The 21,963-nt window shown below is 70.8% G+C and carries 20 protein-coding genes and 1 pseudogene; 13 read left to right on the forward strand and 8 right to left on the reverse strand.

All coding sequences use genetic code 11. The annotated features are described in order from the left end of the window. Position 1: 1 nt before the first annotated feature. Together DFJ66_RS00015 and DFJ66_RS00020 are read left to right on the forward strand one after the other, a co-directional pair. Positions 2–1,165, forward strand: a complete 1,164-nt coding sequence (locus DFJ66_RS00015; RefSeq protein WP_121216713.1) for a macrolide family glycosyltransferase — start codon at positions 2–4, stop codon at positions 1,163–1,165. Positions 1,166–1,877: 712 nt separating this feature from the next. Then, entirely contained in the window at positions 1,878–3,845 is a 1,968-nt protein-coding gene (locus tag DFJ66_RS00020; RefSeq protein ID WP_121216715.1) for a carbamoyltransferase family protein, read from the forward strand. A 22-nt stretch (positions 3,846–3,867) separates the two neighbouring features. Here the strand turns inward: DFJ66_RS00020 and DFJ66_RS00025 are convergent, their stop codons facing one another. Continuing rightward, positions 3,868–5,052, reverse strand: coding sequence for a cytochrome P450 (locus DFJ66_RS00025; protein WP_121216717.1), 1,185 nt, complete (start codon positions 5,050–5,052; stop codon positions 3,868–3,870). A gap of 212 nt (positions 5,053–5,264) precedes the next feature. Here DFJ66_RS00025 and DFJ66_RS00030 point away from each other — a divergent pair, with 212 nt between their 5' ends. From DFJ66_RS00030 to DFJ66_RS00050, 5 genes are all read left to right on the forward strand, one after another. Beyond that, on the forward strand, positions 5,265–5,516 hold the full coding sequence (locus tag DFJ66_RS00030) for a hypothetical protein (protein ID WP_147459128.1): 252 nt from the start codon (positions 5,265–5,267) through the stop codon (positions 5,514–5,516). Then, positions 5,513–5,914, forward strand: a complete 402-nt coding sequence (locus DFJ66_RS00035; protein ID WP_121216721.1) for a hypothetical protein — start codon at positions 5,513–5,515, stop codon at positions 5,912–5,914. Before DFJ66_RS00030 ends, DFJ66_RS00035 begins: the two co-directional genes overlap by 4 nt. 16 nt (positions 5,915–5,930) lie before the next feature. Beyond that, positions 5,931–6,164: a hypothetical protein gene (locus DFJ66_RS00040; RefSeq protein ID WP_121216723.1), complete on the forward strand. Its 234-nt coding sequence runs from the start codon at positions 5,931–5,933 to the stop codon at positions 6,162–6,164. A 164-nt stretch (positions 6,165–6,328) separates the two neighbouring features. Continuing rightward, positions 6,329–7,801 (forward strand): family 43 glycosylhydrolase, encoded by a 1,473-nt coding sequence (locus DFJ66_RS00045; protein WP_121216725.1) that lies wholly within the window; start codon positions 6,329–6,331, stop codon positions 7,799–7,801. Positions 7,802–7,829: 28 nt separating this feature from the next. Further along, complete coding sequence (locus DFJ66_RS00050; protein WP_211350895.1) at positions 7,830–9,152, forward strand: glycoside hydrolase family 43 protein; 1,323 nt, start codon at positions 7,830–7,832, stop codon at positions 9,150–9,152. 75 nt (positions 9,153–9,227) lie between these two features. Here the strand turns inward: DFJ66_RS00050 and DFJ66_RS00055 are convergent, their stop codons facing one another. Further along, on the reverse strand, positions 9,228–9,641 hold the full coding sequence (locus tag DFJ66_RS00055) for a hypothetical protein (protein ID WP_121216729.1): 414 nt from the start codon (positions 9,639–9,641) through the stop codon (positions 9,228–9,230). Between DFJ66_RS00055 and DFJ66_RS00060 the strand changes: the two genes are divergently transcribed. Beyond that, complete coding sequence (locus tag DFJ66_RS00060; RefSeq protein ID WP_121216732.1) at positions 9,634–10,650, forward strand: protein kinase; 1,017 nt, start codon at positions 9,634–9,636, stop codon at positions 10,648–10,650. The genes DFJ66_RS00055 and DFJ66_RS00060 overlap by 8 nt on opposite strands. A gap of 85 nt (positions 10,651–10,735) precedes the next feature. Here DFJ66_RS00060 and DFJ66_RS00065 read toward each other — a convergent pair whose 3' ends face one another. Together DFJ66_RS00065 and DFJ66_RS00070 are read right to left on the reverse strand one after the other, a co-directional pair. Further along, positions 10,736–11,896 carry a glycoside hydrolase family 6 protein gene (locus tag DFJ66_RS00065; protein WP_121216734.1) on the reverse strand — a complete coding sequence of 387 codons (1,161 nt, stop codon included), beginning with the start codon at positions 11,894–11,896 and terminating at the stop codon, positions 10,736–10,738. A gap of 94 nt (positions 11,897–11,990) precedes the next feature. Next, positions 11,991–12,755 (reverse strand): hypothetical protein, encoded by a 765-nt coding sequence (locus DFJ66_RS00070; RefSeq protein WP_211350897.1) that lies wholly within the window; start codon positions 12,753–12,755, stop codon positions 11,991–11,993. Positions 12,756–13,078: 323 nt separating this feature from the next. Here DFJ66_RS00070 and DFJ66_RS00075 point away from each other — a divergent pair, with 323 nt between their 5' ends. Then, a complete protein-coding gene (locus DFJ66_RS00075; protein ID WP_121216736.1) occupies positions 13,079–13,441 on the forward strand; it encodes a hypothetical protein in 363 nt (120 codons plus the stop codon). 45 nt (positions 13,442–13,486) lie between these two features. Here the strand turns inward: DFJ66_RS00075 and DFJ66_RS00080 are convergent, their stop codons facing one another. Both DFJ66_RS00080 and DFJ66_RS00085 read right to left on the reverse strand, forming a co-directional pair. Then, positions 13,487–14,395: a glutaminase gene (locus DFJ66_RS00080; RefSeq protein WP_211351502.1), complete on the reverse strand. Its 909-nt coding sequence runs from the start codon at positions 14,393–14,395 to the stop codon at positions 13,487–13,489. Positions 14,396–14,483: 88 nt separating this feature from the next. After that, complete coding sequence (locus tag DFJ66_RS00085) at positions 14,484–15,089, reverse strand: pyridoxamine 5'-phosphate oxidase family protein (RefSeq protein WP_121216740.1); 606 nt, start codon at positions 15,087–15,089, stop codon at positions 14,484–14,486. Positions 15,090–15,237: 148 nt separating this feature from the next. Between DFJ66_RS00085 and DFJ66_RS00090 the strand changes: the two genes are divergently transcribed. Together DFJ66_RS00090 and DFJ66_RS00095 are read left to right on the forward strand one after the other, a co-directional pair. Continuing rightward, positions 15,238–15,978 carry a DUF6313 family protein gene (locus DFJ66_RS00090; RefSeq protein ID WP_121216742.1) on the forward strand — a complete coding sequence of 247 codons (741 nt, stop codon included), beginning with the start codon at positions 15,238–15,240 and terminating at the stop codon, positions 15,976–15,978. Further along, on the forward strand, positions 15,965–17,740 hold the full coding sequence (locus DFJ66_RS00095; RefSeq protein WP_121216744.1) for a PstS family phosphate ABC transporter substrate-binding protein: 1,776 nt from the start codon (positions 15,965–15,967) through the stop codon (positions 17,738–17,740). Before DFJ66_RS00090 ends, DFJ66_RS00095 begins: the two co-directional genes overlap by 14 nt. A 90-nt stretch (positions 17,741–17,830) precedes the next feature. On the opposite strand, the gene DFJ66_RS42380 is transcribed toward DFJ66_RS00095, so the two are convergent. Continuing rightward, positions 17,831–18,598, reverse strand: a complete 768-nt coding sequence (locus tag DFJ66_RS42380; protein ID WP_246029485.1) for an alpha/beta hydrolase — start codon at positions 18,596–18,598, stop codon at positions 17,831–17,833. 143 nt (positions 18,599–18,741) lie between these two features. Then, positions 18,742–19,290, reverse strand: a pseudogene (locus DFJ66_RS45360) (cellulose-binding domain-containing protein); the annotation flags it as partial. Positions 19,291–19,349: 59 nt separating this feature from the next. On the opposite strand from DFJ66_RS45360, the gene DFJ66_RS00110 reads away from it, so the two are divergent. After that, on the forward strand, positions 19,350–20,699 hold the full coding sequence (locus tag DFJ66_RS00110) for a glycoside hydrolase family 10 protein (protein ID WP_121216750.1): 1,350 nt from the start codon (positions 19,350–19,352) through the stop codon (positions 20,697–20,699). 167 nt (positions 20,700–20,866) lie between these two features. Further along, the gene (locus tag DFJ66_RS00115; RefSeq protein ID WP_246029487.1) at positions 20,867–21,880 is read left to right on the forward strand and encodes a hydroxyacid dehydrogenase; all 1,014 of its coding nucleotides are present in this window, start codon (positions 20,867–20,869) and stop codon (positions 21,878–21,880) included. Positions 21,881–21,963 lie beyond the last annotated feature (83 nt).

Raw genomic sequence — 21,963 nt, forward strand, 5'->3', positions numbered from 1 at the left:
GATGGCGCACTTCGCGTTCGTCAGCGCACCGGCCGCCGGCCACGTCAACCCGACCCTGCCCCTGGTGGAGGAACTCGTCCGCCGCGGCCACCGCGTCAGCTACGCCACCGGCCCGGCCACCGCGGACGGCCCGGCCCGAGCCGGCGCCAAGCCCGTCGTACTGCCCTCGGAACTGCCGCCGAACATGGACGACCGGAGCGAGTTCACCGCCGACCAGCTGGCGGTCACCCTCGAGTACTTCCTGGCCGACGCCGAGGTGTCGTTCCCGGTGCTGACAGAACACTTCCAGGCCGACCGCCCGGACGTCGTCTGCTACGACTCGGTCACCTTCACCGGCCGGATGCTCGCCAACCTGCTCGGCGTGCCCGAAGTGGCCCTGGTGCCGACGTTCGCGGAGAACGAGCAGTTCTCCGCCACCCAGGTCTACCTACCCCCCGACTTCGACCACGCCCACCCGGCGTTGACCGCGGCGGTGGGCAAGATGGCGGCGTTCGCGGCCGGCTTCACCTTCCTGGAAAACCCGAACCTGATGTTCGGCCACGTGGCCCCGACCAGCATCGTGTTCATCCCCCGCACGTTCCAACTCTCCGCCGACACCTTCGACGACCGTTTCCACTTCGTCGGACCGACCCTGAGCTCGTGGCAGGTGGCGGAGGAGTGGACTCCCGCGTCGGACGCGCCGGTGCTGCTGATCTCCTTGGGCACGGTGTTCAACACGAAGCCGGACTTCTACCGGACGTGCGTGGAGGCGTTCGCCGACTCGGGTTGGCAGGTGGTGATGTCCATCGGCGGACTGGACCCGTCTCTGCTGGGTCCTCTCCCGACGAACTTCTCGGTGCACGCGCGGGTGCCACAGGTGGCCGTGCTGCGCCACGCGTCGGTCTTCCTCACCCACGCGGGGATGAACTCGGTCATGGAGTCGCTGTACCACGGCGTCCCGATGGTGGCCGTGCCACAGATCCCGGAACAGCGCGCGGTAGCCGCACGGCTGGCCGAGCTGGGTTTGGGCGAGGTGCTCGACACGCCCACCCCGGAATCCCTGCGCGCGGCAGTAGCGGAGGCCATCGCCCACCGCCCCGCCGCCGAAGCACTGGGCTCGAAGCTCCGCACAAACCCCGGCGCCCCCGTAGCAGCCGACGCTTTGGAGAAGCTGCTGAAAAACTAACCGCAACCCACTTTCCATGCGCAGCACGCCCCTCGCGCACAGCGCGTAGCTTTCCGGCGCGCGCAGCGCGCTGTTGTGTGGTGGTCTCAACCACAGGTGGAGGGCCTCGGTTCCCCCGCCGTATGGCCTGCCCGAAGGGCTACCACAGATTTCCCCGGTGCAGCCGAAATTTTTTGCGAGGAACGAGCCAAAAATTTTAGCGGCACCGGGGAAATCTGTGGTTGGCTTTGCCAGGTCATGCGGCGGGGGAACCGACGCCCTTCACCCCCCGCTGGCGGCCTGCCGCGCGGCGAGCGCCGCTTTTCATCTTTTGATCTTGACAGCGCGCAGCGCTCCCAAGAGCGCGAAGCGCGTTCGGCTTGAGAGCGAAGCGTTCAGTTCAAAGCGTTTAAGAGCGAAAAGAGCCTCGCCGGCGGGCAGGCCACCAAAGATGACTCAACTGCAACGGCGGGGGCTTCTTGCTTTTGTCATCTCCGTATGACCTGGCGGAGCCTACCACATTTTCCAGGGGTTGCCGCTAAAACTTTTGCTCGTTCCTCGCAAAACTTTCGGCTGCAACCCCTGGAAAATGTGGTAGCCCTTCGGGCAGGCCATACGGAGATGACAAAAGCAAGAAGCCCAAGTTGAGTTGTGTCCCCTCCGGCGGACTGCCACTCGGCAAGGCGGACTGCCGCTCGCCGGCTTCGCCGGATCGTTTTCAGTTGGGAGTGTTATGTTGACGTTGGGTATCAGTGGTCATTTCAACCTGTTACCGGCTCTGTTCCGCACCTACATGCACGATGCCGCCGCCTGTCTGGTCGCCGATGGGGAACTGGTCGCGGCCGTCGAGGAGGAGCGGTTCAACCGGATCAAGAAGACGAACCGGTTTCCGGCGGGTGCTATTCGGGCCTGTTTGGACATCGCGGGTGTGCGGCCGGCCGATGTGGATGCCATCGGGTACTACTTCGACCAGGACCTCGTGGACCTGGGGTTGCGGAACTTCCAGCTCGCCACGCCGGCTCAGCCGGTGGTCTTCGGGTGTGAACTGCTGCTCGAACGGTTGCGGGCCGAGTTCGGTTGGGAGGTCGACGCCGAGCGCGTGTTGTTCACGCGGCACCACCTGGCGCACGCCTGGTCGTCGTTCGCTCGGTCGGGCATGGCGGACGCGCTGGTCGTGGTGATGGACGGGCGCGGGGAGACCGTGTCCACCACCGTCCACCTCGCCGGGGGCGGGGAGATGCGGGAGTTGCGGTCGTACTCGGTGGCGCAGTCGTTGGGGCTGTTCTACCAGGACGCGATCGGGCACGTCGGTTACGGCTTCGGTGACGAGTACAAGGTCATGGGCCTGGCCCCGTACGGCGACCCGGCTGCCTACCGCGAGCAGTTCCAGAGCCTGTACCGGCTGCTGCCCGACGGGGACTACGAGCTGATCCCAGGCATCCCGGACATGAACCCGACCTCGGAACCGTTCTACACCAACGGTTTCCCCGCCCGACGCGCGGGCGAACCGGTCACCGCCGAGCACCGGGACTTCGCCGCCGGCCTCCAGGACACGCTGGAAACCCTGGCCATGCACGTCATCACCCACTGGGCGCGGCAGACGGGCGCGCGGCGGTTGTGCTTCACCGGGGGTGTGGCGCACAACAGCAGCTTGAACGGGGTGATCCTGCGGTCCGGGCTGTTCGACGAGGTCTTCGTGCACCCGTCCTCGCACGACGCCGGCGCGGCGGAGGGGGCGGCCGTCGTTGCCGCTGCTCGTCTGGGTACTCCGCACACCCGGGTGGCGCGGCTGACCAGCGCGAGTCTCGGGCCGGACCTCGGTGACGTCGAGCGGGAGTTGGGGGTGTGGAGCGGGGTCGTGGACGTCGAGCGGTCGGTGGACGTCGTGGAGGCGACCGCTCGGTTGCTCGCCGAGGGCAAGGTGGTCGGGTGGGCGCACGGGCGGTCCGAGTTCGGGCCGCGTGCGTTGGGGAACCGGAGCATCATCGCCGACGCCCGGCCGGTGGGGAACCGGGACCGGATCAACGCCATGGTGAAGAAGCGCGAGAGCTTCCGGCCGTTCGCGCCCGCCGTCACACCGGAAGCGGCGGCGACCTACTTCGACCTGACCGACACCGTCGCCGAGCACGGTTTCATGTCGTTCGTGGTGCACGTGCGGGAGTCGCGGCGGGCGGAACTCGGTGCGGTGACGCACGTCGACGGCACCGCGCGGGTCCAGGTGGTCACCCCGGAGGCGAACCCGCGCTTCCACCGGCTGATCACCCGGTTCGGTGAGCTGACCGGGACGCCCGTGCTGCTGAACACGTCGTTCAACAACAACGCGGAGCCGATCGTGCAGTCCGTGCACGACGCCGTCACGTGCTACCTGACGACCGACATCGACGTGCTGGTGGTGGAGGACTTCCTGGTCCGCCGCCGCGTCCCGGTGGTGCGGGTGCTGGACGACCTGGTGCCCGCACTGCGCCCGGACACCCGGCTGCGCCGGGACTGGCGGCCGGGGGACGAGGTGCGCGGGGAGGTGTACCTCGACTACTCGTCCGGCCCGTCGGAGATGCCCTCGCCCGAGGTGTTCGCCCTGCTGTCGGCGGTGGACGGCGAGTCCACGCTCGGCGCGCTGGCCGGCGACCTGACCGACGAGATGCGCGCCGAGCTGTACTCGTTGTGGCAGCGGCGTTTCTTCACGCTCACGCCGAAGGCCTAGACCGGCTCCCGCGTCCTGCCGGTCACCACGCGACCGGCAGGACGTGCGGACCGCGCACCAAGCGCCCCTTCTTGAACTCCACCTCACCGGCCAGGCGCAGGTCCGGGTACCGCTTGAGCAGCGTCCCGATGGCGACGTCGAGCTCCATCCGCGCCAGGGGCGCCCCGATGCAGTGGTGCACGCCGTGGCCGAAGGCGAAGTGCTGGTTCGACGGCCGGTGGAAGTCGATCACGTCGGCGTGGGGGAAGACCGACTCGTCGCGGTTGGCGACCAGGCCGTCCACGAACACCGCCTCGCCCTTCGCGATCGTCACACCGCTGAGCACCACGTCCTCGGTGGCGAACCGGGGGAACGCGGGCGCGCCGGACAGCTTCGTGATCCGCAGCAGTTCCTCGATCGCCGCCGGCAGCAGCTCCGGGTCCGCCCGCAGCTCGGCCAGCCGGTCCGGGTGGGTGAGCAGCTGGTAGGTGAAGTTGGAGATCTCGCTGCCCGTGGTCTCGTGGCCCGCGATGAGCAGCGTGACGCCGAAGGACACCAGCTCGTCCTCGGTGAGCCGGTCCTCCTCGTCGTGCGCGGTGACCAGGGTGGTGAGCATGTCCTCGCCCGGGTTGCGGCGCTTCTCCTCGACCAGCTCGCGCAGGTAGCCGTGCAGGCTCGCGAACGCGGCCTCGATCTCCGGCACGGTGAACGCCGTGATCGCCACCGCCGCGTCCGACCACTCGCGGAACTTCACCCGGTCCAGGTCGGGCACGCCCAGCATCTCGCTGATCAACGTGATCGCCGTGGGCATCGCCAACGCGCTGACGAGGTCGGCGGGCGACCCGTGCGCCTCCATCTCGTCCAGCAACCCGTCCACGATCTGCTGCGCGCGTTCCCGCAGCCGTGCCGTGTGCCTCGCGGTGAACGCCTTGGCGAGGATCCGCCGCAGCCGGGTGTGCTCAGGCGGGTCCATGCTGAGGATGGTGCCGAAGCGCGGCACCTCCGGCATGGTGCGCGGCGGGTTCCGGTCGGCGTCCATCACGGGCGCGCGGACGAACCGGGGATCACCCATCACGGTCCGGACGTCGGCGTACCGGGTGACGAGCCAAGCCTCGGTGCCGTAGGGGAGTTGCACGCGCGCGACCGGCTCCTCGCGCTGGAGCCGCAGGTACGTCTCGTTGATCCCGAGGTCATCCGGTTCGTGGAACGGGTAGGACAGGACGGCCACGCCACACCCCCGTCAAGCGAACGCTTTGCCCGAACAGTAGGGACGGTGGCCCACGCGGTCCATGCGCGGCGACCACGCCGCTACGGGGTCGCCCCCCCGACGACGAACGGCTCGGCCGGGTGAAAAAGCGCCACGATCGGCTGACGCGCGGCCGGGGCGTTCGGCACCCGCCGGACAATGTCCGGGACCAGCGGGGAAAGGGTGTGGTCGGCATGGCGGCCGAGTTCAAGTTCGTGGTGGACGGCATCGAGCTCTCCGACGACCAGCGTGCCGCGATCGCGCAGGCCGTCGCCGCCGCGGGCACGGTTGCGCTCAACGAGGCCGTCCGGCCCGGCCAGGCCTACGTGGAGATCGGCGCGGTCAACCTGCGCAAGTGGGAGCTGATCGGGAAGCGGGTCCTGCTCGGGCAGCTCGCGGAGGAGTTCGGCGAGAAGGCGCAGGGCATCGTCGACTTCTCGCGATGAGCGACTCCCCGCCGGCGCGCACCTGTCCCAGCAGCGACGCCGGTGACGGTGCCGTCGTGCTGGGCATCCTCGGGCCGCACGGGCGGGTCGTGTACACGCCGCGCGGAGCCGTGGTGACCGACGCGCTGCGCGGCCGTCTGGCGTCTCCGGACAGTCCGCTGGAGTCCCGGTTCCGCTTCGCGGGTCCCTGTGTCGAGGCGGACTGCGCGTTCTGGACCGGTTCGTGTCGGGCGCTCGACGCCGCCCACGAGGACTTCGACGGTGCCGTCCCGCGTGACGACACCGCGGACCTGCCCCGCTGCGGGATCAGGGACACTTGTCGCTGGTGGCACCAAGAAGGGCGGGAGGCCTGTCGGGTCTGTCCCTTCGTGCGGACGCGCGCGGTGCCGACGACGTAGCAGGAGGGCGGCGCGGGTGAGCTCGTGGCCGGCCTTCGCCTCCTCCGCCCACCGGGCGAGCACCGACACCGGTTCGAGCAGGCTGTTGCCGGTCGGCGACCTCCGGCACGCCCACCACCTCGAAGCGGTGGCCGCAGTCGTCACCCGGCTGGTGAAGCAGGCCGCCCTGCGGCGCGCGCGTGTGTCGGACGAGCAGGAGTCGTTCGAACTGTGGGACACGGCCGCCGCGCCGCCGATCACCGGGCTCTGACAGGCGCGGCTCCGACTCTGGGAGCGCTAACAACCATTGACAACCGCTGGGTCGCCAGGGTCCCATAGTGCTCGCCAGCGCGCCGAACGTGCGAGGCCGCTGGATGTTAGCGATAACATCCAGTGGCCCCTCCGTCCGGCGTGGTGAGACGAGAGGAGTGCCCGATGACCGTGCGCCCTTCCCGACAACGACGACAGCGGCGGCCGCGACGGCTGCGTGTCGCGGTGGTGTCGGCGTTGGTGGCCCTGTTGGCCGGCCTGGTGACGCCGCCGGCCTCGGCGTCGCCCGCGGTGCAGTACACGAACCCGTTGGCGAACCAGCGCGCCGACCCGCACATCTTCAAGCACACCGACGGCTTCTACTACTTCACCGCCACCGCGCCCGAGTACGACCGGATCGTCCTGCGCCGCGCGACCACGATCCAGGGCCTGGCCACCGCCCAGGAGTCGGTGATCTGGTGGCGGCACAGCTCCGGGGAGATGGGCGCGCACATCTGGGCGCCGGAGATCCACTTCATCAACGGCAAGTGGTACGTCTACTTCGCCGCCGGCCGCACGGACGACATCTGGCGCATCCGCCCGTACGTCCTGGAGAACTCCAGTGCCGACCCGTTCACCGGCACGTGGGTCGAGCGCGGCCGGGTCAACGTCCCGTGGGACACGTTCTCGCTGGACATGTCCACCTTCGTGGTCAACGGCGTGCGCTACCTGACGTGGGCGCAGGCCGAGCCGGGCATCGCCACCAACTCCAACCTCTACCTCGCCCGCATGGGCGCGACCCCCTGGCAGATCACGGGAACCGTGGCGCGCTTGACGATCCCGACGCTGGACTGGGAGACCCGCGGCGGCGTCAAGGTCGCCGAAGGGCCGACCGTGCTCCAGCGCAACGGCAAGGTCTTCCTCACCTACTCCGCCAGCGCGACCGACGCCAACTACTGCCTCGGCATGCTGACCGCGTCGGCCTCGGCGGACCTGCTCAACCCCGCGTCGTGGACCAAGAGCCCGAGCCCGGTGCTCGCGACCAACGCGGCGACCGGCCAGTACGGCCCCGGCCACAACTCCTTCACCGTGTCCGAGGACGGCCAGAGCGACATCCTGGTCTACCACGACCGCAACTACCGCGACATCACCGGCGACCCGCTGCGCGACCCGAACCGGCGCACCCGCGTGCAGAAGGTCTACTGGAACGCCGACGGCACACCGAACTTCGGCATCCCCGTGCCGGACGGGGTCACGCCGGTGCGGCTCAAGTCCTACAACTTCCCCGACCGGTTCATCCGGCACTGGGAGTACCGGGCGCGGATCGAGGCGAACGTGAACCCGTTGGCGGACTCGCAGTTCCGGATCGTGCCCGGCCTGGCGGGTTCGGGCACGGTGTCGCTGGAGTCGACCAACTTCCCCGGCTACTACCTGCGGCACCGCAACTACGAGGCCTGGGTCGAGCGCAACGACGGCAGCGCGACCTTCCGCGGTGACGCGTCCTTCTTCCGCCGCGCGGGGCTGGCGTCGAGTTCGGCGGTGTCGTTCGAGGCTAGCAACGTGCCGGGCTACTACCTGCGGCACTACGACTACCTGATGGTCCTGCGCACCGCCCCGGACGCGGTCGGCCGGGCCGATGCCACGTTCGTGCTCGAGTGACCGGAGCCGTCCACCCGAAGGAGAGGCGATGAAGCCGATCTCTGCCGCTGCACTGGTGCTCGCGTTGGCGGTGTCGATGCTGGTGGGCGCGCCCGCCGCACAGGCCGCCGGTCCGGTGCCGCACTACCTGATGACGGCGTTCACCAACAGCAGCGAGTCGAACATGTACGTCTACGACTCGGCGAACGCCACCAACTTCGACCTGGTGCGCGCCAACGCCTACCGGCCGCCCTCGGGCCTGATCCGCGACCCCAGCGTCATCCGGCACACCGATGGCTACTACTACCTCGTCTACACCACCGGCTGGACCGGCAACACCATCGGCTTCGCCCGCAGCGCCGACTACACGACGTGGACGTTCCTGCGCAACGTCGTGGTGGGCCTGAACGGCTCGACCGGCAGCACGTGGGCACCGGAGTGGTTCCGCGACACCGACGGCAGCGTGCACGTGGTGTTCTCCGCCTCCACCACCGGCACCGCCGGCCAGTTCCGGCCCTACCGGATCACCGCCACCAACGCCGACCTGTCGGCGTGGACGTCACCGGTCCCGCTGGGCATCCCGGCCAACTACATCGACAGCTTCCTCGTCAAGGTCGGCGGCACCTACCACAACTTCCTCAAGAACGAGACCACCAAGTACGTCGAGCACGCCACCGCGACCTCGCTCAACGGCCCGTGGCAGTTCGTCGGCACCGGCAACTGGGCCGGGTGGGGTTCGGGCCTGGAGGGACCGGCGCTGGTGCGGCTGCCGGACGGTCGTTGGCGGATCTACTTCGACCAGTACGGCGCCGGACGGTACTACTACGCCGACAGCGCGGACCTGGCCACGTTCGGCGCGAAGGTCGAACTGCCCGGCCTGTCCGGCACCGCGCGGCACTTCACCGTGCTGCGGGAGGACGTCGGCGACAGCACCGCCGTGCCCACCGGCCGCCGTTCGCTGCGCTCGGCGAACTTCCCCGACCGCTACGTCCGGCACCGCGACAACCTCGCCTACATCGACCCGGTGAGCACCGCGCTCGACCGCACCGACGCCACCTTCACGGTGGTGGCGGGGTTGGCGAACTCGAACTGCTACTCGTTCGAGGCGGTCAACTTCCCGGGTTACTACCTGCGGCACAACAACATGCGGTTGGTGTTGGCGCGCAACGACGGGTCGGCGGTGTTCCGCGGTGACGCCACGTTCTGCGGCCGGGTCGGGCTCGCCGGTGGCGGCACCACGTCGTTCGAGTCCTTCAACTTCCCGGGCCGCTACCTGCGGCACTACAACTACGAGCTGCGGCTGGACCTGCGGGCGAACGATTCCGTCTTCGCCGGCGACGCCTCCTTCACCGTGACCGCGCCCCTGGCGTGACCGGGCCTGTGGCGTGAGCGTCGGAGCCGCCATCTCCCAGCGGGACGTGGCGGCTCTCGTCGTGCGCGGGTGGGGTCACGCCGGTCCGCGTCGGCCGGGTGCGTACCGCACCGCGAGCCGGGCCAGCGCGATCGCGGCGACGAGCAGGCCGAAGTCGCGCAGGGCCACGTCGAAGTACGCCGGGATGGTCAGCAGGTCCACGATGATCCCGCCCAGCCAGGCCGCGACGAGCAGCCCGCCGAACCGGGGCGCGACGGCGACCACGATCCCCGCCACGACCTCCACCACACCCACCGCGTACATCGCCTGCTGCGCGGTGCCGGGCACGATCCGGTCGATCCACGGGGCCAGGTAGCCCGGCCAGTCGACGAGCAGGTTGGCGAACTTGTCGAGCCCGAACAGCACGGGCGCGACCGTGAACACCGCGCGCAGGGCGAAGAACGCCTGGTAGGCGGGGTCGGACCGCAGCGAGCGGTGCAAGGTGCGCACGCTGGCGGCGCTGTCCCATCCCGCCCTCGTGGCGGTGTACGACGCCGACACCGATGGTGGCCGGCCGTTCGTCGTGATGCAGCTGGTCGAGGGGTGCACCCTGCGCGACGAGCTCGACCGTGGCCCGATGTCCGTGGACCGGGTGCGCCGGTTGGGCGCGGACCTGGCCGACGCCCTGGCCCACGCCCACGACCACGGCCTGGTGGACTGGGCGGTGCGCCCGTCGAACGTCCTGCTCGACCACGAGGACAACCCGCACCTCGCACCCGAACTGGGCGCGCCGGAACGCGGGCAAGGCTCCGTGGACGTCCACGCGCTCGGCCTTCTCCTGCTGGCTTGCCTGACCGGCTCGCGCGGCACCGGGGCCGACCGCCCCGCGATCCCCGAGCACGTCCCCACCGACCTGCGCGACCTCCTGACGGGAATGACCGCCCCGACCCCGGCCGACCGCCCCACCCCGCACGCCTGCGCCCGCGCCCTCACGCCCGCACCACCCACGGTCGCCACGCCGGCCGGCCGCTTGACCGCGTCCTCGTCCGCTGCCGCCCCGGCCGTGGACCCCTCCACCGCCGACACCGAGGTGATCCCCGGCCCGCGCCGGGTGTGGAAGGCGCTCGCCGGCTCGACCGTCGCCCTGCTCGCGGCGATGGCCGTCACCACCGCCCTGAAGTCCGGCCCCGACCCGGCCACTTCCGACCCGGCCGCCCCGCCACCGGCCCCTGAGCCCGCCGCACAACCGACCTCCGCGTCACCGGACACCCGCGGCCCACGGCCCGATCCCACCGCGGTCCCGGTGCTGGCCCCGTCCAAGACCTCCGACGCACCCCGCCCGACCACGGACCAGCGGCCCACGACCGCCCCGCCGACCAGCGCGCCCCCGGTCACCAGCGAGCACCCGTCCACCACGACCGCCGCCGAGCCGACCGACCCCGAGCCGACCACCACCCCGGTTCCCACCACCACCGAGAGCAGCGCCGAAGCGAGCGAGGAGCCGACCCCTCGACCCTGACCGGCCGCCCACTTCGGGCGAGGAGGTCGGGCGGGGGTCGGCTCCTCGGTTCACCGACGACCGCGGCTCAGTGCAGCGGGTGAGCTCAGCGCAGCGGGGGAGAGGCGAGCTTCGCCAGTTCCAGCGCCTGCTCCGGCCACCACCGACCGGCCGCCGGGCCGCCCTGGCACTCGCCGTCCGACTCGCCCGGCCGCTTGACCCACAGGAACGCGTCCACCAGCGGGATGCCGGTGTCGGCGGTCGGGCGCGCGCCCAGGCCCCGGCCCGGCGGGTTGCACCAGTCGGTCTCGCCCGGTCCCGGGGTGTAGGGGCCCCGGCCGTTGCGGCTGGTGTCGAGGACGAAGTGGGTCATGCCGGGCTTGTACACCGGCATCGCGTCCAGTTCCGCCTCGGACGGGCAGTGCGTCGCGCCCTCCGCCCGCGCCTGGATGCACTTCGACACCCGAGTCCCGTACCGGACGAGCTCGTCGGTGGAGCGGTAGTTCGACGTGTTGAGGGCGAAGCCGTCGGCCCGGGTCACGCCGCCGCGCAGCAACCGGTTCACGATGCCCGACTGCTGCCGGGGCTCGCCGTAGCCGGCGTCGTAGTCGTCGAGCGCCTGCCACGCCGAGTGGCCCGCGTCGAGGTAGACGCGCGTGTGCTTGCCGCGCTTGAGGGCGTCCACGGCGTGGTTGATCTCCCGGTACCGCTCGGGCACCAGTTCCTCGTCCGGGCCGATGGTGCACCACGGCTCGCTGGTCAGCAGCGCCAGGCCGTCCGGCTCGACCACGACGACGGCCTTCTCGTCACCGATGCCCTGTGCGAAGGCGTCGATCCACTCCTTGTACTCCTGCTCGCTCTTCGCGCCACCCGCCGACCACTGGGAGCAGTCCCGGTAGGGCACGAAGTAGGCCACCAGCACCGGGACCCGGCCCTGCGCCTTGGCTGCCCGCACCACCCGCCGGACGTCGTCGCGCACCCGGTCCGCGCCCGGTGTGGTGAACCAGATGGCCTGGGCGTGGGCGGCCATCGCGTCCATCAGCTCGGCGTCGGCGGTGCGGCCCTCCTGCCGCCAGGTCTCGGCCTGACGCGCCGCGCCGCCGTCCGGGTCCACGTAGAACTGGGTGCCCTTGGGCAGGTGCGGCGGTCCGGGCGGGGCCGCCACGCCGGTCCCGGCGGTCGCCGTCGCGGCGAACGCCCCGGCGACCAGCGCGGCGGCGGCCAGCCCGGCCAGGGCGCTCCGGCGTCTTGTTGCTCGCTTGTCCACGTCCTCTGCTCCTCCTCGCCGTCGAGGATCCTGGGAGCGCTCCCAAGAGTCCGCAGAAGCATGGATGGTCGAGACGCGGACCACAAGCCCCGGTTCAGCAACCGATGCGGTCGACGCCGAGCGCGAGGTCGTCCAGCCACACGTCGTAGCTGCCGCTGTTGGGCTGGTAGAGCTGCCAGCCGAACTTCACCGCGTCGAACCGGGGGAAGAGGAAGTCGACGGGGTTCCCGCCGTGCTCCTTGGTGGACACGGTGAGGTCGGGCTTGGCCTGACCGTCGATCCACACGGTGATGCGGTTGTCGCTCGCGTCCATCCGCCACTCCACGCACTGCCACACGCCGGCCGTCGAGGGTGCCGACTCGCGCCAGTTCGTCCAGTCGCCGGTCGGGCCGCCGTCGGCACCGACACCCCACAGGGCCTTGCCGAGCGTCGGCACGTACTGGCCGCCGAGCGGTCGGATGACCTCGGGGCCGACCCCGGTGGTCTCGATGAGCGTGTAGTGCGCCCAGTCCGGGGCGGTGGGGAAGGCCGCGACGCTCAGCCGGACGCGGCCGTGGAAGCTGTTGCCCGGCGCGGCGAAGTGGTCCACCCGCAGGAACGCCCGCCCGTTGCCGGTGGTGTGGGCGTGCAGGACCTTGTTGCGGCCCTGGCGCTCGACGGTCAGGGTGCCGTCCTTGGTGTCGACGCCCCACTTCAGGCTGGTCGCCCCGCCGGTGCGCACGTGCTCGAAGTCCTCGCAGAACAGCAGATCGGCGTGTGCGCACGGGGCCGGCCGGGCGTCGGCCGACGCGGCGGTGAGCACGGCGGTGGGCACGGCGAGCAACGCGGCCAGGCAGGTCGTCAGCAACCGCTTCCGCACAGCGATCCCTCCAAGCAGTTCGGTGGCACGACAGGCGGTCCTCGACGCTACGCACGTCTGGGAGCGTTCCCAATGAACCGTTCGGAGCCACCCGCTCCGCCGCACGACACCCGCACGCGGCACGCCAACCCGGGGAACGGCGGGAAACGTTGTCACCGGCAGTGCAGCGTTACGGTTTCCGGACTTCCCGTTGGGGTGATTTCCGCACTCTCCGGAGCATTTCAGCCGCACCCATTACGGGCATTGCCGACACGGAAAGTCCGCTCCTATTGTCCGAAAGGGTCGAAGTTCGTCTTCCGTCACTTCCAGAAGGAGAAAGTCCCATGACGAGGACCGCGAGAACGCTGGCCGTGGCCCTGCTCGGCCTCACCCTCACCCTCGGTTCGGCGGTCGCGGCGACAGCGGCCCCCACCACCGCCGATACCGGGGTCAGCGCCTCGGGGACACCGCGTCACGAGTACCTCGGCGGGGTGGACTTGAAGGCCTTCTGCCAGAAACTCGGCTTCGCCGACGTCACGAACGAGGACCCCCACACCGTCTGGACCTGGTACTGCGTCAAGGACGGAGGCGGCCTGGAAGACATCAACATGTACGCCGCCTGCCAGTGGCAGTACAACAAGCAATGGGCCAAGCCGGACTACTGGGACGAGCAGAACGAATTTTCCTGGTACTGCTACCTCGACTGATCGACCCGGCCCGGTGGGCGGCCCGACCGACCGCCCACCGGGACGTCAGAACACCGACAGGCCGGTGAGGGTGGTGAACCGGTCGAGCGCGTCCACCCCGGCGACGGAGTTGCCGTGCCGGTCCAGGGCCGGGCTCCACACGCACAGCGTGCACCGGCCCGGGACGACGGCGAGGATGCCGCCGCCCACCCCGCTCTTGCCCGGCAGGCCGACGCGGTAGGCGAACTCGCCGGCCGCGTCGTAGGCGCCGCAGGTGAGCATGATCGAGTTGATCCGCTTGGCGGCGCTGCGGTCCAGCAGGCGCGAGCCGTCGCCGCGCAGGCCGTGGCGGGCGAGGAACAGCCCGGCGGCGGCCAGGTCGCGGCAGCTCATCGCGATCGAGCACTGCCAGAAGTAGTGCTCCAGCACGTGGGCGACGGGGTTCTCCAGGTTGCCGTAACCGGCCATGAAGTGGGCGAGCGCGGCATTGCGGTCGCCTCGCGCGGCCTCGGAGCGGGCCACGTCCGGGTCGAAGTCGATGTCCGGGTTGCCGCTCTCGGCGCGCAGCAGGTCCAGCACCGCCCCTCGGGCGTCGCCGGTGAGGGTGAGCAGCCGGTCGGTGACCACCAGTGCGCCCGCGTTGATGAACGGGTTGCGCGGGATGCCGTCCTCGTGTTCCAACTGCACCAGCGAGTTGAACGGGTTGCCGGAGGGCTCCCGCCCGACTCGCGCCCACAGCGACTCCCCGCCCCCGGCCAGCGCGAGCGCCAGCGAGAACACCTTGGACACGCTCTGGATCGAGAACGGCGTCCGCCAGCCGTCGACCCCGAGCACCTCGCCGTCCACCCCCGCCACGGCGAACCCGAACGCCGCCGGGTCCACCCCGGACAGCGCCGGGATGTAGTCCGCCACCCGCCCCTGTCGCCCGGCGCCCGGCCCGACCTCGTCGGCGATCTCCCGCAACACCGGCAACAACCGCCGCGCCTCGGTGGTCGGCAGTCCTTCGACCGTCACAACGGCTCCTTCGGGTTCGGCGGCGATCGCGCGCCGACCCTAACCGCCGTCAGCGTTCGCGGAGGCGGGCGTTCTCCTGCTCCAGTTCGGCGATCCGGGCGCGCAGCGTGCCGATGGCCTGCTCGACGGCGTCGCGCGGGAACAGCTGGGGGATGTGCTGGCGGCAGTTCCAGTCGAAGGCCTCGACGTCGATGAGCAGCGCTCGCTCGACCTTGGCCTGGTAGTCGGGCGGCGCGAGTCGGTCGAGCACCTCGGGCGACTCGTCGACGCGGGCGCGGCCGATGAGCTTGAGGCGGGTGCGGTTGGCGTAGTCCATGAGGAACAGCGAGACGCGGTCGTCGTGGTCGAGGTTGCCGCGGGTGATGTACTGCCGGTTGCCGCGGAAGTCGGCGAAGCCGAGGGTGTGCTCGTCCAGCACGCGCAGGAACCCGGGCGGTCCGCCGCGGTGCTGGATGTAGGGCCAGCCGGTCATGCCGACGGTGGCGAGGTAGAAGCTGTCGCGCTCGGCGATGAACGCCGCCTCGTCCGGCCCGATGCGGTCGCGGACCGGCGCGGCGGCGTCGGCCATCCGGGCGTAGGCGCCCCGACTCCCGTGCCGCTCCTGGTGGAGCTGGACGTCCGGCGTGAACATGACTTGGGCGAAGCGGCTGGTCATCGGCCCTCCCGGTTCTAACGTTTACTCTACATCGCAACCGTTAGATGATCTCGGTGCATTCCGGCCCTTGTCGATCTGGCTTATGAGACGGGTCACAGCGCGCCGGTTCGCGGGGGCACGGGCCGCCGATCACGGTCGAATGGCGCCTGTGAGCGGGGAGATCCGGCGATCGGACGCGGACCTGGAGGCGTGGGTCCGGCCCGGCGAGGTCGAGCGCGCCGCGGGCGAGTCGCCGGTCGAGCGGTTCCGGCGGTGGTGGCGCAGCCGGTTCCGGTACGCGGGCATCCAGTACTGGCTGGTGACCGAGGGGTACGTGGTCGTCCTCGTCTTCGCCGGGCTGTACGTGGTCAACGGCCTGCTGCTGGGCTGGACCCACGCCTACGAGGTCAGCGCGCTCATCGCGTCGCCGTGGGACGTCCCCGCCGGCGTCGAGGCGCCGAGCTGGTCGTGGGTCCCGGCGCTGCTGTTGTCCATCGCGGGCTGGCTGGTCGTCACCGGCTTCGCGGGCGCGGTGGCCGGGTACATGGTGCTCAACGCGACCACCAACCGGCGCGGGCTCAAGGGCAGCCGGGTCGGTCCGCTGCCCAGCGGCGAGATCCCCCGCCTGGCCGACCTCCAGTACTCCCGGCACGGCCACGACGTGCCGCCCTACTTCGCCCTCCGGTTCGCGCTGCGGCACGACAGCGACTGGCGCAGGGCCCAGGACCACTGGGAGCGGCTGGTGGCGCGGTTCCTGCACACCGACGCGTTCGACCGCGGCGACGGCAACGACGGCGTCATGCGGCAGGCCGTGACCTACACGTCCTACTTCCTGCACGGGCTCTCGGGTCGCTGCCCGGAGTGCCTGATGGCGAAGACCGGCTCGGAGGACGCCGATGCTGTCGGATGACCCGGCGGCCCGCAGCCGCCTGCGCGACCTGAGCCGCGTGCTGCTCAAGCACACCTACCCCGAGCACACCGACGAGGAGATCGAGCGGGAGGTGGAGGCGGCGGAGGAGCGCTTCCGCCGCAGCGGCGACCCGGGCGCGTTCGCCGCGGAACCCGCGCCGCCCCAGGAACTGCTCGACGGCGCCGCGCCCCGGGAGCCGGTGGTGTGGTCCACCGGGGTGCGCGGCCTGGTCACCACGGCGGTGGTGCTGGCGGGCCTGGCGTTGACGGTCCTGGCCCTGACCACCGCGGGCGCGGCGTCGCGCGGCGTCGGCGGTGTCCTCGCGGTCGGCGCGTGCTTCGCCGCGGTGGCGGCGTTCGTGACGCACCGGCGGGTGCACCGCACGCGCCTGCTGTCGTGCCGGCTGCGCTTCGACGCGCCCTTCGCCGTGGACAAGGGCCGGGCGGTGTCGTTCCGGGACGACGAGTCGGCGGACGACGAGGTGATCGACGACGTCAGCATCGTCGTCGCCCGGGTCAAGAACACCGGTCGGCAGCGCATCGACCCCGACGACTACGTCTCGCCGCTCGCCCTGCACTTCCCGGGCCGGCGCGTGGTGTCGGTGGACGTGGCCGAGTCGGAGCCGGAGAACCTGGCCAACCTGGTCGCCCGCATGCCCGACTTCGAGGTGGTCCCCGGCCGCGACCGCGTCACCCTGCCGACCGTGGCGCTCAAGCCCGGCTACTCGTTCAAGGTGTTCATCGTCCTGGAGGGCAGGGCGTCCGGCGACTCGAAGGTCGAGGGCCGGTTGCGCGACGGCCGGATCACCACCAAGAAGACCCAGCGCCGCACCGGGCCCTACACCCCGCTGTTCGCCGCGCTGACCGCGATCTTCCTGACCGGCGCGGTGACCGCGTTCCTGCTGCCCGCGGTGGACCGGCCGGCGGACTTCGACTGCGTGCCCGGCCGGCTGGTGGTCAACGGCTCCACCGCGTTCGGCGCGACCGGCGCGAAGCTCTCCGGCGCGTACGAGGCGCTGTGCCCCGGCGCGGAGATCGCCGTCACCGCGCGCGGCAGCCTCGAAGGCCTGCAACGGCTCAACGCGGCGCGGGGCGAGGACCGCAGCCGGCTGCTGGCGCTGTCGGACGTGCAGGCCCCGCGGGAGTACGCGGACCTGCGCCCGCTCGCGCTGGCCGTCGTGCCGTTCGCGATCGTGGTCAAGGCGGACGGGCGGGACGTCGACCTGACCACCGACCAGGTCCGCGGCATCTTCGGCGGCACCCTGACCAACTGGCGGGACATCACGGGGGAGGACGCCCCGATCCACGTCGTGGCCCGCTCGGCGGACTCGGGCACCCGCCGGACGCTGGAGGACCGCCTGGGCGTGCGCTCCGCCGCCCCGACCTCGGACACCTGCGAAACCCCGCGCGCCGGCACGGCGGTGATCTGCGAACGCACCTCCACCGCCGACGTGATCGCCCTGGTGGGCAAGGACGAGCACGCCATCGGGTACGTCGACGTCGCAGGCGCGCGGGAGAGCGGGGCCGTGAAACCCGTCGGGGTCGACGGTGTCCGGGTGACGGGAGACCTGGTGGACGTGCTGCGCGGGGGTTACGGCTTCTGGTCGGTGGAACGGGTCTACCGCGCCGATCCGCTCGGGGACAGCACGCTGGCGTCGGCGTTCGTGCGGTACCTGCGGACGCCGGAGGCGGCCGAGGTGATGCGCCAGGCGGGCCACCTGCCGTGCTCCGACCCCCGGGTGGCCGACTTGTGCGGAGGGTGAGCCGCTCCACCGTCGAGCCGGCTCCGTGCGCCACCGCGTCCCCCGGCCCGAGCCACCCCGCGACGGCTCGGGCCGGGAGACCCGGAAGGGTCAGAAGTTCTTGCGCTGCACCGTCCACGGGTACTTGGCGGCCAGACCGGACGAGCTGAGGAGGTAGGTCCGGGCGGTCTGGTTGCCGTTGAGGGTCATGTCGAGGAAGTGGACGACCACGGTCATGCCGTCGGTCATCTGGCTGCCGGTGATGAACCCGGTGTGCCCGGCCTGCGGGTGCCTGGCGAGGATGGCGGGGACGGTGGCCAGGTCGTAGGTGGCCTGGTTGTTGGCGTAGGCGATGTCACCGGTGCCGCCGTCCATGAACAGGGCCGGGCTGTGCAGCTTGCCCACCTCCGAGCGCGGGTAGCCGAAGGAGCCGTCGGCGAAGAACCCGCTGTCCAGCGAGGCCACCGCGCGGACGCGGGGGTCCTGGGCGGCGACGAGGGCTTCCAGGCCGCCGCACGAGTGGCCGGCGGTGGCGACCTTGGTCAGGTCGAGCCGCTGCGCCAGCGGTGCGCCCGAGCGGTTCTGCTCGCGTTCGGCCCAGGTGATCGCGCCGGTCAGCAGGGACGGGATCGGTGAACCGCTGGGGACGCCGTTGGCGGAGCCGTTCACCGAGGCGGTATCCACCACGACGAAACCCTTGGAGGCGATGAACGTCAGCGCCCGGACGACCTCGCTGCCGTCGGTGTGCGCGCAGGCGCCGTTGCCGAACGCCAGCACGGGCAGCGGGCGGCCGACGGCCTGCGGGTTGCTGGGGCGGTAGACGGTGTAGCGGTTGTCGCCGTACGCGCCTTCGCGGGTGACCGGGAAGTTGTTCTCCACCGCCGGGCGGTCCGGGGAGTGGTTGTCGTGGTCGTCGTGGTGGTCGTTGTCGTGGTGGTGGTCGTCGTGGTGGTCGATCCGGTGCAGACGACGTCGTTGAGCGTGAAGGACGCGGGCTGGGTCGTGCGGGCGCTGGTGGTGGCGTTGAAGCCGAACGACACCGTCCCGCCGGTGGGGATGCCGCCGTTCCACGACGCGTTGGTCACCGTCGCGCGGTTGCCCGACTGCGTGGAGGTCCCGTTCCACGACTGGGTGATCCGCTCGTCGCCGGGGAACGTCCACGACATCCGCCACGCGGTCACCGGGTCGCCGAGGTTGGTGATGGCGACGTTCGCGGTGAACCCGCCGGTCCACTCGGACGCGATCGCGTAGTCGACGCGGCAGCCCGCGGCGGCGGACGCCGACTGCGCCCCGAGCAGCGCCGCCGCCGACGCGCTCAGCGCCACGGCGACGACGACCGCCGCCGCCCGCCGGGATTCCAGTGCAGGCACGTGATCACTTCTCCTTCTCGGACGAATCTTCGGCGAATCGACCCGGCGAACGCGACTGTGGATGAACCCGGCCGGTCGGTCAAGGTGTTGCGAAAACGTTTCGGGTGATTCTCGCGGGCGTGACCGGCTAAATCTTCGGCGTATTTCTTTAGCGGCCGGGAGGCGTTGCCCGCGCGCTCGGGCTGTGGTTATGGTCGGCACCGACAACTATCGGTGTTGTAGCCGAAAGTTTCGTAGATCCCCTCCGAGAAAGCGCAAACATGAAGCTGACAGCGAAGTCGGTCTCCCGAGTCGCGCTCGTGTCGACCCTGGTGGCCGCCACCGCGGGCGTCGCGGTCCTGGTGGCGGCACCCGCCACCGGCGCGGCCTCCACGCTCGCCGCGGCGGCCCAGCAGAGCGGTCGCTACTTCGGCACCGCCGTGGCCGCGAACAAGCTCGGCGATTCGACCTACGTCGGGATCCTGAACCGGGAATTCGACATGGTCACGGCCGAGAACGAGATGAAGATGGACGCCACCGAGCCGAACCAGAACCAGTTCACGTTCAGCAACGGCGACCGGATCGTCAACCACGCCCGCAACCAGGGCAAGCGGGTCCGCGGGCACGCGCTGGCCTGGCACTCGCAGCAACCCGGCTGGATGCAGAACCTGTCCGGCACCTCGCTGCGCAACGCCATGCTCAACCACGTCACCCAGGTCGCGACCTACTACAAGGGCAAGATCTACGCCTGGGACGTCGTCAACGAGGCCTTCGCCGACGGCACCTCGGGCGCGCGCCGCGACTCCAACCTCCAGCGCACCGGCAACGACTGGATCGAGGCCGCCTTCCGCGCCGCGCGGGCGGCCGACCCGGGCGCGAAGCTCTGCTACAACGACTACAACACCGACAACTGGTCGCACGCCAAGACCCAGGCCGTCTACCGGATGGTGCAGGACTTCAAGTCCCGCGGTGTCCCGATCGACTGCGTCGGCTTCCAGGCGCACTTCAACAGCGGCAACCCGGTGCCGTCCAACTACCACACCACGTTGCAGAACTTCGCCAACCTGGGTGTGGACGTGCAGGTCACCGAGTTGGACATCGAGGGTTCCGGCAGCTCGCAGGCCCAGCAGTTCCAGGGCGTGACGCAGGCGTGCCTGGCGGTGTCGCGGTGCACCGGCATCACGGTGTGGGGCATCCGGGACAGCGACTCGTGGCGTGCGTCCGGCACCCCGCTGCTGTTCGACAGCTACGGCAACAAGAAGGCCGCGTACACGGCGGTCCTCAACGCGCTGAACAGCGCCACGGGCACCAGCAGCCCGACCACCACCACCACCACTTCCACTTCCTCGAACCCGGACCCGGGTGGTTGCACCGCGACCTACGCCGAGGGTGAGAAGTGGAGCGACCGGTTCAACGGTCAGGTCACCGTCACGGGGACGAACAACTGGGTCGTCACGGTCACGGTGAGCTACCCGCAGAAGATCATCGCGACCTGGAACACCAGCGCCAGCTGGGACTCCAGCGGCAACGTGATGACCGCCCGGCCCAACGGCAGCGGCAACACGTTCGGGTTCACCATCCAGCACAACGGCAACTGGGCCTGGCCCGCCCTGACCTGCCGGGTGGCCTGATCCGTCTCGGCGGCAGGGCCATCCTCGGCCCTGCCGCCGTCCGGACGTGCGAAGGTGTCGATCAGTTCTGATCGGAAGGGGTGTTATCGAGGCTTGACCTGATAAGGCTGATCGAAGATGATCGGTCACGAGTGAGTGTGAGCGGCCCGACCCCGCGGAGGACGCCCGTGACCGATCGACGGCCGCATGCGCTGCTCGTCATGGCGCGTCGCCACTTCCAGGTCCAGTTCCACCGACCCCAACTCGACCGCCTCGCCCGGCTGGTCGACCTGGGCGACCCGCTGTGCGTCACCGAACTGGACTCCGCCGCCGCCTGCCGCCGCCTCCGCGAAGCCGACGTGCTGCTCACCTCCTGGGGCGCACCCCGGCTGACCGCCCGACGACTGGCCGCCGCGCCCCGCCTGCGCGCGGTCTTCCACTGCGCGGGCACCGTGCGACCGCTGGTGTCCGACGAGCTGTGGCGGCGGGGCATCGTGGTCACCACCGCGGCCGACGCGAACGCCGTGCCGGTCGCCGAGTTCACCCTCGCCGCGATCGTGTTCGCCGGGAAGAAGGCCCCGTTCCTCGCCCAGGACGCCCGCGCCCACCGCGCCGACTGGTCCTACGCCGACGCGCGCGGCGAACTGTCCAACCGCGACCGCACGATCGGTGTCGTCGGGTTCTCCCGGGTCGGACGCCGGGTCGTGGAGCGGCTGCGCACCTTGGACGTGACGGTCCTCGTGGCCGACCCGTACGCCGACCCGGCCCTGGTCCGGGCGGCGGGCGCACGGTTGGTCGAGCTGCCGGACCTGTTGCGCGCCAGCGACATCCTCTCCCTGCACGCGCCCGAACTGCGCTCCACCCACCACCTGATCGGTGCCCCGGAACTGGCCCTGCTGCGCGACGGCGCCACCGTGATCAACACCGCGCGCGGATCCCTGGTGGACACCGCCGCGCTGGAACGGGAGTGCGCGTCCGGACGGCTGGACGCGATCCTCGACGTCACCGACCCGGAGCCCCTGCCCGCCGACTCGGTGCTCTACGCGCTGCCCAACGTGATGATCACCCCGCACGTGGCGGGCTCGCTGGGCGCGGAGACCCGGCGGCTCAGCGACAGCGCGATCGACGAACTGGAGCGCTACCTGGCGGGGTTGCCGCTGCGCGCCGAGGTCACGGTCGACACGCTCGGGATGAGTGCCTGATCGGGTGAGGTCCTGCTGATTCCTCGCTTCCCGGCACGCCGGAAATTGTCGGTGGTCGTTGATACGTTCGCGGCAACGTCGGA

Source organism: Saccharothrix variisporea (assembly GCF_003634995.1).
In the GTDB taxonomy this organism is placed as follows: Bacteria; Actinomycetota; Actinomycetes; order Mycobacteriales; family Pseudonocardiaceae; genus Actinosynnema; species Actinosynnema variisporeum.